Annotated in this window: 12 protein-coding genes; 7 read left to right on the forward strand and 5 right to left on the reverse strand. The window is 59.4% G+C overall.

What is annotated here, in order from left to right; all coding sequences use genetic code 11:
- Positions 1-65 precede the first annotated feature (65 nt).
- From hcaE to ABLX76_RS11625, 6 genes are all read left to right on the forward strand, one after another.
- Entirely contained in the window at positions 66-1,427 is a 1,362-nt protein-coding gene (hcaE, locus tag ABLX76_RS11600; RefSeq protein WP_348874536.1) for a 3-phenylpropionate/cinnamic acid dioxygenase subunit alpha, read from the forward strand.
- On the forward strand, positions 1,424-1,942 hold the full coding sequence (gene hcaF, locus ABLX76_RS11605) for a 3-phenylpropionate/cinnamic acid dioxygenase subunit beta (RefSeq protein WP_023290652.1): 519 nt from the start codon (positions 1,424-1,426) through the stop codon (positions 1,940-1,942). The genes hcaE and hcaF overlap by 4 nt, the downstream gene beginning before the upstream one ends.
- On the forward strand, positions 1,942-2,259 hold the full coding sequence (gene hcaC / locus ABLX76_RS11610) for a 3-phenylpropionate/cinnamic acid dioxygenase ferredoxin subunit (protein WP_044524356.1): 318 nt from the start codon (positions 1,942-1,944) through the stop codon (positions 2,257-2,259). Before hcaF ends, hcaC begins: the two co-directional genes overlap by 1 nt.
- Positions 2,259-3,071 (forward strand): 3-phenylpropionate-dihydrodiol/cinnamic acid-dihydrodiol dehydrogenase, encoded by an 813-nt coding sequence (hcaB, locus tag ABLX76_RS11615; protein ID WP_080901520.1) that lies wholly within the window; start codon positions 2,259-2,261, stop codon positions 3,069-3,071. The genes hcaC and hcaB overlap by 1 nt, the downstream gene beginning before the upstream one ends.
- A gap of 9 nt (positions 3,072-3,080) precedes the next feature.
- On the forward strand, positions 3,081-4,283 hold the full coding sequence (gene hcaD / locus ABLX76_RS11620; RefSeq protein WP_243806664.1) for a phenylpropionate dioxygenase ferredoxin reductase subunit: 1,203 nt from the start codon (positions 3,081-3,083) through the stop codon (positions 4,281-4,283).
- Between the two features lie 101 nt (positions 4,284-4,384).
- Positions 4,385-4,807 carry a DoxX family protein gene (locus ABLX76_RS11625; protein ID WP_023290656.1) on the forward strand — a complete coding sequence of 141 codons (423 nt, stop codon included), beginning with the start codon at positions 4,385-4,387 and terminating at the stop codon, positions 4,805-4,807.
- A gap of 55 nt (positions 4,808-4,862) precedes the next feature.
- Here the strand turns inward: ABLX76_RS11625 and glyA are convergent, their stop codons facing one another.
- Positions 4,863-6,116 (reverse strand): serine hydroxymethyltransferase, encoded by a 1,254-nt coding sequence (gene glyA, locus ABLX76_RS11630; RefSeq protein WP_348874537.1) that lies wholly within the window; start codon positions 6,114-6,116, stop codon positions 4,863-4,865.
- A gap of 325 nt (positions 6,117-6,441) precedes the next feature.
- Here glyA and hmpA point away from each other — a divergent pair, with 325 nt between their 5' ends.
- The gene (gene hmpA, locus ABLX76_RS11635) at positions 6,442-7,632 is read left to right on the forward strand and encodes an NO-inducible flavohemoprotein (protein WP_348874538.1); all 1,191 of its coding nucleotides are present in this window, start codon (positions 6,442-6,444) and stop codon (positions 7,630-7,632) included.
- Positions 7,633-7,706: 74 nt separating this feature from the next.
- On the opposite strand, the gene glnB is transcribed toward hmpA, so the two are convergent.
- The 4 genes from glnB to ABLX76_RS11655 all read right to left on the reverse strand — a co-directional run bounded on the left by glnB (position 7,707) and on the right by ABLX76_RS11655 (position 11,572).
- Positions 7,707-8,045, reverse strand: coding sequence for a nitrogen regulatory protein P-II (gene glnB, locus ABLX76_RS11640; protein WP_002914032.1), 339 nt, complete (start codon positions 8,043-8,045; stop codon positions 7,707-7,709).
- A gap of 65 nt (positions 8,046-8,110) precedes the next feature.
- Complete coding sequence (glrR, locus tag ABLX76_RS11645; RefSeq protein WP_232689648.1) at positions 8,111-9,448, reverse strand: two-component system response regulator GlrR; 1,338 nt, start codon at positions 9,446-9,448, stop codon at positions 8,111-8,113.
- Positions 9,435-10,121 (reverse strand): two-component system QseEF-associated lipoprotein QseG, encoded by a 687-nt coding sequence (qseG, locus tag ABLX76_RS11650; protein WP_023290659.1) that lies wholly within the window; start codon positions 10,119-10,121, stop codon positions 9,435-9,437. The genes glrR and qseG overlap by 14 nt, the downstream gene beginning before the upstream one ends.
- A 29-nt stretch (positions 10,122-10,150) precedes the next feature.
- A complete protein-coding gene (locus ABLX76_RS11655) occupies positions 10,151-11,572 on the reverse strand; it encodes a HAMP domain-containing sensor histidine kinase (RefSeq protein ID WP_087776076.1) in 1,422 nt (473 codons plus the stop codon).
- Positions 11,573-12,069: the final 497 nt, after the last annotated feature.

Raw genomic sequence — 12,069 nt, forward strand, 5'->3', positions numbered from 1 at the left:
CAAGCAACATAAGGATGACACAAAAAAGAGAAGGTCAATACCTCTTACCCCACAGGATGAAAAAAATGACCATCAAAATGAAAACCGATGTCTACCAACTGGTCGACCCGCAAAACGGTCGCGTCACCCCACGGATCTATACCGACCCTGAGATCTATCAGCTTGAGCTGGAGCGGATCTTTGGCCGCTGCTGGCTGTTTCTGGCCCATGAAAGCCAGATCCCGCGGGCAGGGGATTTCTTTAACACGTACATGGGTGAAGATGCCGTGGTGGTGGTCCGCCAAAAGGACGGCAGCATTAAAGCCTTTTTAAATCAATGTCGTCACCGCGCGATGCGCGTGAGCTACGCCGACTGCGGCAATACCCGAGCCTTCACCTGCCCCTATCACGGCTGGTCTTATGGCATCGACGGCGAGCTGATCGACGTCCCGCTCGAGCCGCGCGCCTACCCGCAGGGGCTGTGCAAGTCCCACTGGGGGCTCAATGAAGTCCCGTGTGTGGAAAGTTACAAAGGCCTTATTTTCGCCAACTGGGATCCTACAGCCCCCACGCTGCGTGACTATCTGGGCGATATGGCCTGGTATCTTGACGGCGTCCTCGACCGTCGTGAAGGCGGGACCGAGATCGTTGGCGGCGTACAGAAGTGGACCATCGACTGCAACTGGAAATTCCCCGCCGAGCAGTTCGCCAGCGACCAGTATCACGCGCTGTTCAGCCACGCCTCGGCGGTGCAGGTGCTGGGCGCGAAAGATGATGGCAGTGAAAAGCGCCTGGGCGAAGGACAGACCGCCCGTCCGGTGTGGGAGACTGCCAAAGACGCGCTGCAGTTTGGTAAGGAGGGGCACGGCAGCGGCTTTTTCTTCACCGAACAGCCGGACGCTAACGTCTGGGTCGACGGCGAGGTCTCCCGCTATTACCGCGATACCTTTGCCGAAGCCGAGCAGCGGCTGGGCACCGTCCGCGCCCTGCGCCTCGCAGGTCACAATAACATCTTCCCGACCCTCTCGTGGCTAAACGGTACCGCCACGCTGCGCGTCTGGCACCCGCGAGGACCGGATCGGGTTGAGGTCTGGGCATTCTGTCTCACCGATAAAGCCGCCTCCGATGAGGTCAAAGCGGCGTTCGAAAACAGCGCCACGCGCGCCTTTGGTCCGGCTGGTTTCCTCGAGCAGGATGACTCGGAAAACTGGTGTGAAATTCAAAAACTGCTGAAAGGACACCGGGCGCGTCACACCAGCCTGTGCCTGGAGATGGGATTAGGCGAGGAAAAACGCCGCACAGACGGCATTCCCGGGATAACCAACTATATCTTTTCCGAAACTGCCGCCCGCGGTATGTACCAGCGCTGGGCCGATCTGTTAAGCAGCGAAACGTGGCAGGAAGTGCAGGAAAAAACCGCCGCTTACCAGCAGGAGGTGATGAAATGAGCGCCTTAGTCTCTGCTGAACTGCACTACCGCATCAGCCAGTTCCTCTACGAGGAGGCGCGTCTGCTGGACGACTGGCAGTTTCGCGACTGGCTGACGCAGCTGGACGACGAGATCCGCTACACCATGCGCACGACCGTCAACGCCCAGACCCGCGACCGTCGCAAAGGGGTCCAGCCACCGACCACCTGGATCTTTAATGACAACAAAGACCAGCTTGAGCGCCGGATTGCTCGCCTGGAGACCGGCATGGCATGGGCAGAGGAGCCGCCATCCCGCACCCGCCATCTGATTAACAACCTGCAGATCAGCGAAACCGGACAACCGGATCGCTTCGCCGTGCGCCTTAACTATCTGCTATATCGCGCACAAAAGGAGCGTGACGAGACCTGCTACGTCGGCACGCGGAGGGACACCGTCCGCCGTCTGCCTGGCGGCGAGTGGCGCCTGACGGCAAGAGAGATCGTGCTCGATCAGGCAGTGATCGCGTCCCACAACCTGAGCGTACTCTTCTGATGAATCGAATATTCGCCTGCTCCACCGTTGAGCTGCCGGAGGGGGAAGCCCTCCGCCTGGAGACCTCTCCCGTTATTGCCCTGTTCCATATTGGCGGAGCGTTTTATGCCGTTAACGATCGCTGCAGCCATGGCAACGCGTCGATGTCCGAAGGCTACCTGGAAGACGACGCGACGGTGGAATGTCCACTACACGCCGCCAGTTTCTGCCTGAAAACCGGCAAAGCGCTGTGTCTGCCCGCCACCGAGCCGCTGACCACCTATACGGTGCACGTGGAAGGCGGTGAGGTGTTTATTGATATTCCTGAGGAGGCCTGATGAGCGATTTACGCGATAACATGGTGTTGATTACCGGCGGCGGTTCCGGCCTGGGTCTGGCGCTGGTTGAGCGCTTTATTGACGAGGGGGCGAAGGTCGCGACCCTCGAACTGTCCGGCGCGAAAGTCGCCAGCCTGCGCCAGCGCTTTGGCGATCGGGTGCTGGCGGTGGAAGGCAGCGTAACCCGCTACGGTGATTATCAGCGCGCAGTGGATCAGATCCTCACCACCTATGGCCGTCTGGACTGTTTTATCGGCAACGCCGGTATCTGGGATCATAACGCCTCCCTGATGGACACCCCGGCGGAGGCGCTGGAGAATGGCTTCCATGAGCTGTTCAACGTCAACGTGCTGGGCTATCTGCTCGGCGCCAAGGCCTGCGCCCCGGCATTAATCGCCAGCGAAGGCAGCATTATTCTGACCCTCTCCAACGCGGCCTGGTATCCGGGCGGCGGCGGCCCGCTCTACACCGCCAGCAAACATGCGGCGACCGGCTTAATTCGCCAGCTGGCCTACGAGCTGGCGCCGAAGGTGCGGGTCAACGGCGTTGGCCCCTGCGGGATGGCGACCGATCTGCGCGGCCCGCAGGCGCTGGGGCAAAGCGACACCACGATAATGCACTCCCTAACGGCGGAGAAGATCGCCGCCATCCTGCCACTGCAGTTTTTCCCCGAACCGGTCGATTTCACCGGCCCGTACGTCATGCTGGCTTCCCGACGTAATAATCGGACGCTGAGCGGGGTGATGATCAATGCCGATGGCGGGCTGGGGATCCGCGGGATCCGCCATGTCGCCGCCGGACTAAACCTGTAAGGAGTGATGATGAGCGAACCGATGATTGCCATTATCGGCGGTGGACAGGCCGGGGCGATGGCCGCCGCGGCCCTCCGCCAGCAGGGTTACCAGGGTCCCCTGCACCTGTTTTCTGATGAACCCCATTTACCCTATGAGCGCCCGCCGCTGTCGAAAGCGATGCTGCTGGATGCAGATCCACAGCGACAGCCGGTGCTCCCCGCCAGCTGGTGGCAGGACAACAACGTCCAGCTGCATCTCGGTGTGACGCTGCGCGATATCGATCGTCAGGCGCAGAGCCTGACGCTGGCAGACAATCGCGTCTTTCACTGGCGACAACTGCTGCTGGCGACCGGAGCCGCCGCCAGGCCGCTGCCGCTGCTCGACGCGCTGGGGGAACGTTGCCTGACCCTGCGACACGCCGGCGATGCTGCGCGTCTGCGCGCGGCGCTGCAGCCAGGGAGCGAGGTGGTTATCATCGGCGCAGGCACCATCGGCCTGGAGTTGGCCGCCAGCGCTATTCAGCGCGGCTGTCGCGTCACGGTGGTGGAGCAGGCATCGACGGTGATGGGTCGCAACGCCCCGCCGCCGGTCCGCGATTACCTGCTGGCCCGCCATCGCCAGGCCGGGGTACGGGTGCTGTTGAACAGCGCCATCGAACAGGCGGAACAGGGAACCCACCTCTCCCTCACTTTACAGAGTGGCGAAACCCTGCGCGCCGGGACGGTCGTATATGGCATTGGCATCGTGGCTAACGATGCTCTCGCGCGCCGCGCCGGGCTGGAGACCGACAATGGCATCGTCGTGGATGCCGACGGCAGGACCTCGGACCCGGCTATTTTTGCCGCCGGCGACGTCACGCTGACGCGGCAATCAGATGGTTCGCTGTCGCGTGTCGAGAGCTGGGAAAATGCTAATATCCAGGCGCAGATTGCCGCTGCGGCCATGCTTGGCAAACCACGCCCCGCCAGGGCGCCAGGCTGGTTCTGGACCGATCAGTACGAAGATAACCTGCAGTTTATTGGCGATATGCAGGGCGAAAAGTGGTGGTGTCGGGGAGCGCCCGCCGATCGCAAAGCGATCTGGTTCCAGCTGCGCGACGGCGTGTTAACCGGCGCGGTCACCCTCAATCACGGTCGCGAGATCCGCACGCTACGCAAGCTCATCCAGAGTGGTCAAGCGGTGAATGCCGAAACGCTATGCGATGAAAACGTCCCGTTAAAAATGCGGTAATTTCGTTGTTCAGCGGACCGGGGATGTTGCCAGGACTAACGTGGCGGGAAGCAAAAACGTGTATTACGTTTAAAGGACACTTCTCTCATAACGAGCTGATTATGAACACACTCCGCTATTTTGATTTTGGCGCATCCCGCTCTCTGCTACTGCTTATCGCCCGCATCGCCGTGGTAGTTCTGTTTATTCTTTTTGGCTACCCCAAACTGCTGGGCTTTGACGGTACGGTGCAGTACATGGCCGCCTCCGGCGCGCCGATGCCGACCCTGGCGGCGATTATCGCCGTCATTATGGAAGTGCCTGCCGCCATTTTAATTGTGCTGGGCTTTTTCACCCGCCCGCTGGCGGTCATCTTTATCTTCTACACCCTGGGCACCGCGGTGATTGGCCATCACTACTGGGATATGACTGGCGATGCGGTATTGCCGAACATGATTAACTTCTGGAAAAACGTCAGCATCGCCGGCGCTTTCCTGCTGCTGGCGGTAACCGGCCCCGGAGCGATTTCGCTCGACCGCCGCTAATCTCCAGACGCAAAAAAGGCCGCAAACGCGGCCTTTTTGATGTCAACGCTAACGCTTACGCATAAACCGGGAAGCGGGCGCAGATATCCAGGACTTTGCCTTTCACGCGCTCAATGACCGCGTCGTCATTGATATTGTCCAGCACATCACACATCCAGCCAGCCAGCTCTTTGACTTCCGCTTCTTTAAAGCCGCGGCGAGTCACTGCCGGAGAACCGATACGGATACCGGAGGTTACGAACGGGCTCTTCGGATCGTTCGGCACGCTGTTTTTGTTGACGGTGATGTTGGCGCGGCCCAGGGCAGCGTCAGCTTCTTTACCGGTCAGGTTTTTATCCACCAGGTCCAGCAGGAACAGATGGTTCTCAGTACCGCCAGACACCACTTTGTAGCCGCGGTTCAGGAACACTTCCACCATTGCTTTGGCGTTTTTCGCAACCTGCTGCTGGTAAACTTTAAACTCTGGCTCCATCGCTTCTTTCAGCGCCACCGCTTTCGCTGCGATAACGTGCATCAGCGGGCCGCCCTGCGCGCTTGGGAATACCGCAGAGTTCAGTTTCTTGTACAGCTCTTCGCTACCGCCTTTCGCCAGGATCAGGCCGCCGCGCGGACCGGCCAGGGTTTTGTGGGTGGTGGTGGTCACGACGTGAGCATGCGGAACCGGGTTCGGATACACGCCAGCGGCAATCAGGCCTGCCACGTGCGCCATATCGACAAACAGGTATGCGCCGATGCTGTCAGCGATTTCACGCATTTTTGCCCAGTCAACGATACCGGAGTAAGCGGAGAAACCACCGATGATCATCTTCGGTTTATGTTCCTGAGCCTGCTTCGCCATGTCGTCATAGTCAATTTTGCCGGACTCATCAATACCGTAAGGGATGATGTTGTACAGTTTGCCGGAGAAGTTAACCGGAGAGCCGTGAGTCAGGTGGCCGCCCTGCGCCAGGTTCATCCCCAGCACGGTATCGCCCGGCTGCAGCAGCGCGGTGTAAACGGCAAAGTTAGCCTGGGAGCCGGAGTGCGGCTGGACGTTAGCATAGTCAGCGCCGAACAGCTCTTTCGCGCGGTCGATAGCCAGCTGCTCAACCACGTCGAAATATTCGCAGCCGCCGTAGTAACGCTTGCCCGGATATCCTTCAGCATATTTGTTGGTCAGCTGAGAGCCCTGCGCTTGCATCACGCGCGGACTGGTGTAGTTTTCGGAGGCGATCAGTTCGATGTGCTCTTCCTGACGTACTTTTTCCTGCTCCATAGCCTGCCACAGTTCGGCATCATAATCGGCAATGTTCATTTCACGCTTTAACATCCGCATCTCCTGACTCAGCTAACAATAAAATTTCGGCCTAAAAAGGCGGTCCGATTGGACAACGGCCCACAGTATAACCGAATCATTCTGTGATAACAGGTCTTGACAAAGGATTTTACGCAAACGTTTGGCTCCGCATGACACAAGGCTTTGAGCAATAACGCCTCTCTCAGTATCAACGGATTTCTTTTCAGGATTGTGATGCAAATTCTTCATGTTGTAACTGCAACGGCGGAAAGTGTTAAAGAACCATTTACAACGCAGGGTTATTTCCTTAAGATGCATTTAAAATACATCATTAAAGTAACACACAAGGAAGCACGCTATGCTCGACGCTCAAACCATCGCTACGGTCAAAGCCACCATCCCCCTGCTGGTAGAGACTGGACCAAAATTAACCGCCCATTTCTACGATCGTATGTTTGCGCATAACCCGGAGCTCAAAGAGATCTTCAATATGAGCAACCAGCGCAACGGCGACCAGCGAGAAGCGTTGTTCAACGCCATTGCTGCCTACGCCAGCAATATCGATAACCTGCCCGCCCTGCTGCCGGCGGTGGAAAAAATCGCCCAGAAACACACCAGTTTCCAGATCAAACCGGAGCAGTACAACATCGTGGGCAGCCATCTGCTGGCGACCCTCGATGAAATGTTCAGCCCGGGTCAGGAAGTCCTTGATGCCTGGGGGAAAGCTTACGGCGTGCTGGCGAACGTCTTTATCGGCCGCGAAGCCGAGATCTATCAGCAAAACGCCAGTAAAACCGGCGGCTGGGAAGGGACCCGCGCGTTCCGCATCGTGAAGAAAACCCCGCGCAGCCAGCTTATCACCAGCTTTGAGCTCGAGCCGGTCGACGGCCAGCCGGTCGCCGATTACCAGCCTGGCCAGTATCTGGCCATCTGGCTGAAGCCGGAAGATTTCGAATATCAGGAAATTCGCCAGTACTCCCTGACCCGCAAAGCGGACGGCAAGGGCTACCGCATCGCGGTTAAACGCGAAGAAGGCGGCCAGGTTTCCAGCTGGCTGCATAACCATGCCAGCGAAGGCGATGTGGTCTATCTCGCGGCGCCGGCCGGGGACTTCTTCCTTACCGTTGAACCGCAGACGCCGGTCACTCTGCTCTCCGGCGGCGTCGGGCAAACGCCGATGCTGGCGATGCTGGATGCGCTGGCGAAAAGCCGCCATCAGGGTCAGGTGAACTGGTTCCATGCGGCGGAAAATGGCGAAGTCCATGCCTTTGCGGATGAAGTACAGGCGCTCGGCGCGGCGCTGCCGGCGTTTACCGCTCACGTCTGGTATCGCAACCCGAGCGAGGCCGACCGTCAGGCAGGACGTTTTGATAGCGAAGGTTTGATGGATTTAGCGGCGGTGGCGGAAACCCTTCGCGACCCGGAGATGCAGTTCTATCTCTGCGGCCCGGTGGCGTTTATGCAGTTTGCCGCGAAGCAGCTGGTAGATCTGGGCGTGAGCAGCGGCAACATTCATTACGAATGCTTCGGGCCGCATAAGGTGCTGTAAGCCCCGACGACGCGGGGATTTGTAGGCCGGGTAAGCGCAGCGCCACCCGGCAATACTGCAGCGAGCGGCGAGCGTTAAATCGCCGCGTCGTCTTCTTCGCCGGTACGGATACGAATCACGCGCGCGACATCAAAGACAAAGATTTTACCGTCACCGATTTTGCCGGTCTGCGCGGTACGGATGATGGTATCCACACAGGTATCGACGATATCGTCGGTCACCACGATTTCAATTTTCACTTTCGGCAGAAAATCGACCATATACTCCGCGCCGCGGTAGAGTTCGGTGTGCCCTTTCTGGCGGCCAAAGCCTTTCACTTCCGTTACCGTCATCCCGGTGATGCCGACTTCGGCCAGCGCTTCACGCACGTCATCCAGTTTGAAAGGTTTAATAATCGCATCAATCTTTTTCATGGTGTTCCTGTCTTAGTCGCGTAACCGGTTGCTTACCGTATCATAACTTGCGCTATGTTGCGGAGCTACTCTTTAAAGTCGTTGGCGTCGAGCTCATGGCGCGACAGCAGCTTATAGAATTCAGTGCGGTTGCGTCCAGCCATCCGCGCGGCGTGGGTAACGTTGCCCCTGGTAATCTGCAGCAGCTTGCGCAGGTAGTTCAGCTCAAACTGATTGCGCGCCTCCACGAAGGTCGGCAGGGCGGTGTTCTCGCCCTCCAGCGCCTGCTCCACCAGCGCATCGCCGATCACCGGCGACGAGGTCAGGGCCACGCACTGCTCAATCACGTTCACCAGCTGGCGCACATTGCCCGGCCAGTTGGCGGCCATCAGCCGCTTCATCGCATCGCTGGAAAACGCCCGCACGAACGGCTTATGGCGATCGGCGGACTGACGCAGCAGATGATTGGCCAACAGCGGAATATCTTCCGTGCGTTCGGAGAGCGGCGGGATCTTCAGGTTAACCACATTGAGGCGATAGAACAGATCTTCGCGAAACTCGCCGCGAGCCATCGCCTTCGGCAGGTCGCGGTGGGTGGCGGAGATGATCCGCACGTTGATCTCGATATCGCGGTTGCTGCCGAGCGGGCGTACCTTACGCTCCTGCAGGACGCGCAGCAGCTTCACCTGCAGGGCGACCGGCATATCGCCAATCTCATCGAGAAACAGCGTACCGCCTTCGGCGGCCTGGAATAACCCTTCTCGGTTGCTGACCGCGCCGGTAAAGGCGCCCCGCGCATGGCCGAACAGTTCGGACTCGAGCAGCTGTTCCGGCAACGCGCCGCAGTTAATCGCCACGAACGGCTTGTCATGACGCGGGCTGGCGTTGTGGATCGCCTGGGCGACTATCTCCTTCCCGGTCCCGCTCTGGCCGTTAATCAGCACGCTAACGTCGGATTGCGCCACCATCCCGGCCTGCTCGAGCAGGCGCAGCATCAGCGGGCTGCGGGTGACAATGGCCTGACGCCAGGCTTCGTCGGTGGCTGGCGAGCGCTGCTCCAGCGCCTCATCAATGGCTTGATACAAGGCGTCTTTATCAACCGGCTTAGTCAGGAAGCTGAAGACGCCCTGCTGGGTGGCCGCCACCGCGTCGGGGATCGAGCCATGGGCGGTGAGAATGATCACCGGCATGCCGGGCTGCCCCTTCTGGATCTCACTGAACAGCTGCAGACCGTCCATTTCATCCATCCGCAGATCGCTAATCACCAGATCCACCTTCTCACGCCCCAGCACGCGCAGCGCTTCCGGGCCGCTCTCGGCGGTGGCCACGCTATAGCCTTCGCTGACCAGGCGCATGCCCAGCAGCTTCAGCAGCCCCGGATCGTCATCCACCAGCAGCAAACGCGCCGGTTTACGGATCGTCATGGATCACCTCCGGCACTTTTTCGCTGCCGAAATTGCCGCCCGGCTTGCGGCTGGAGAGCTGGCGTTCAATATCCGTCAGATTCTCCAGCTTACGGGTGGTCAGCTCCAGCTGTTCGCGCAGCGACTGCTCCTGCTGGCGCAACGTCTCCAGCTCGCTATCGCTGGACTGCTGAAGCTTCGCGTAGCGGGCTCGCTCCTCCACCAGCTGCAGCTGACGGGCCTGCCCGTCGCGCCAGAGCTGATACAGCGGGCGGACCTGAACGGCGATTTGCGGGCTGAAGGTGTCGAGACGCGCCACCAGCTCGCGGCGCTCGTCAGGGGTAATTTTGGCATCGGCAAGCAGAATGCCGCGGCGGAACGCGTCCTGCCAGCTGTCGTCGGTATGGCGTTTCGCCTCCGCTCGCGCCTGCGCCGGCGCGAGACGATCGGCGCAGTCAATGCCCCGCAGCCAGTAGAGGGGGTTTTTGTCGCTGGCATCGCTGCTGTGCGCCCAGATATCGGCGCAGTCCACCGCGACAAAATCGGCCACCTGATGCTGCGCCTGCCCGGGGGCGGCGGCACCTTCCGCACTATGCGGCGAAAAGCCGGCGGAACACCCCGCCAGCGTCAGACAAGCAATGCCTGAGAGCAGCCATCCGCTAAGGGAACGGCGCCAGGCCAGGAATTGGGACATAGTTCCCCGATATCGATTCATTAGTTGGATTATTCCGGCGCTGAGGGAAGCGTAATGCGAAAACAGACCTGCCCGGCGGGGGCGTCAACCAGACTGAGCTCCCCTTGCATCTGACGGACGCAGTCGCGGGCGATGCTTAACCCCAGCCCACTGCCTTTCACGGCCCCTTTACGCTGGTGACTCCCCTGGTAAAAGGGCTCAAAAATCATATTCTTTTCCGCGGCCGGGATCGGTTCGCCGCTATTGGCGACATCAATACGCACCTGCTCTCCGTGCCGGTAGCTATGGATACGAATGTTACCGGATTCAGCGCCATAGTGCACCGCATTGGAGTAGAGATTATCCATTACGCTTATCAATAGCGCAGGCTCTGCCAGACAATGCCGCGCCCGCAGCGCCAGCTCGGTATGCATCAGTTTAGCCCGCGCGGGCAAACTGTGCGCCGCCACGACGTTTTCCACCAGCTCCACCAGGTCCACTTCTTCCCGGGCTACCGGGCCGTCGGCCTGTTTGCGGTTGTAGTCCAGCAGCTGTTCAATCAGCTTTTGCAGGTTGCGGCTGCTGCTGTCGAGGATCTCGACGATCTCCTGCTGCTCCGGCGTCAGCGGCCCGGCGACACGGTCGGCCAACAGCTCGGTGCCTTCACGCATACTGGCCAGCGGGGTTTTCAGCTCATGCGACAGATGGCGAAGAAACTGATGCCGCTGCGACTCCAGCCATGCCAGGCGCTCGCTGAGCCAGATAATGCGCTTGCCCACCGAGCGCAGCTCGCGCGGGCCGGTAAACAATGCCGCGTCGTCCGGCGACTTCCCTGCCCCCAGCTGGTTGATCATTCTTTCGATGCCTTTCACCGGGCCGATGATCATGCGGGTAAAAAGCAGCACCAGCGCCAGGCTCAGCAGAAACAGCACCAGCGCCTGCCAGCCGAAAAACTGGCCGCGCTCGGCAATCTCCTGCTGCAGCTGCTGGCCGCGGGAATAGACCACCGCCCGGGTCGCCTGGACCATGTCGCTGTTATTACTGGCGAACACTTCCAGTCTGGCGGCGGCCTGGGCGTCGGGACCGCTGTTGTTACACTGCAGCTGCGCCAGATCGCTGACATCCTGGCGCAGCGCCTGCCAGAGCTTCTCGTCCGGCAGCACGCCGGCGTGCGCGTCCAGCATCTGGCTGTAGCGCTGCCGCTGGTTTTGATAGACGCGCGCCAGCGTCGGATCGTCCAGCACGCAGTACTGGCGATAGCTGCGCTCCATCTCCAGCGCGGCATTGATCATCGCCTCGCTGCGGCGGGCATCGACCAGCGTAGTGCGGTTGATATGCGCCGCCTGGGCGCTGAGGGCATTGAGGCTCTGCCAGGCCTGCCAGGCCAGCACCAGCAACGGCAGCAGGATCAGCACAAAGGAGAGCGTCACCAGCTGACGCAGCGAACGGGGAAAAAGAGAGAGTCGCTTCAAGGGTGTGGTCTCAATCATTAGCTCTGGTCGATGCTAACTGAGGAGCGCGGCGGAGAAAAGCGATACCCGTCGCCACGGCGCCGCAGAAACAACAAAGCCAGGCGCAAGGCCTGGCTTTGTTGAGAAATGAGGCGGTGCCTTACTCGACGTTTCGCCCGATGTCTGATAAAGCCAGGCTGTTATCAGGAGTTGGACGGCAGGCACCTGTTTGTGCGTCATTCGAAGTTTATGTAGCGCGTCCCGAAGGGGCTGACATAAGAAGGTGAATGAGCCACTGGTTAATATTATGCATGAACTATGCCATCTTTCAAAACATTTTATTAACACGTTGATATATATGACTTTCACCATAAAACCCAACCATTCCAGCGCTGTATACTTTTCATCCATGATGTCGCCGATTAACGACACTAAATATGCCCCAGGTTACTTATCATTTAAATCAATAACTTAAGTGTCGCCTTTTGGCGACACCGCAATATGCCAGTTGTCGGTGA

Origin of the sequence: Klebsiella sp. JB_Kp004 (genome assembly GCF_040065795.1) — a bacterium.
In the GTDB taxonomy this organism is placed as follows: domain Bacteria; phylum Pseudomonadota; class Gammaproteobacteria; order Enterobacterales; family Enterobacteriaceae; genus Klebsiella; species Klebsiella quasipneumoniae.